Origin of the sequence: Pseudomonas sp. SIMBA_068, assembly GCF_046534705.1 — a bacterium.
GTDB classification, from domain to species: domain Bacteria; phylum Pseudomonadota; class Gammaproteobacteria; order Pseudomonadales; family Pseudomonadaceae; genus Aquipseudomonas; species Aquipseudomonas putida.
In genome coordinates this window covers 1-238 of record NZ_JAWRYI010001572.1, presented here as the reverse complement: position 1 = coordinate 238, position 238 = coordinate 1, and the positions used below count along the sequence as shown (strand labels likewise).

Annotated in this window: 1 pseudogene; it reads left to right on the top strand. The window is 54.6% G+C overall.

Features of this window, described 5'->3' with window-relative positions:
* Positions 1–238: pseudogene (locus tag SB756_RS34980) on the top strand (hypothetical protein); the annotation flags it as partial.

Below are 238 nucleotides of genomic sequence, written 5' to 3'. Positions count from 1 at the left end.
ATGCTGCGTGACCAGCAGCGACTGATACTCTTTTTGCTGAATAATGAAGGCTATACCGTCGAACGGGCGATTCATGGCGCAACACAACGTTACAATGATATTGCCCAATGGAACTGGACGGCCTTACCGCACGCCCTTAGCCTGCAGGGCCAGGCGCAGAGCTGGCTTATCAGTGAAACGGTGCAGTTAGAGGAAGTGATGGCGCGACTCTCAGAGCCGCAGTGGCTCTCTCTGGTTG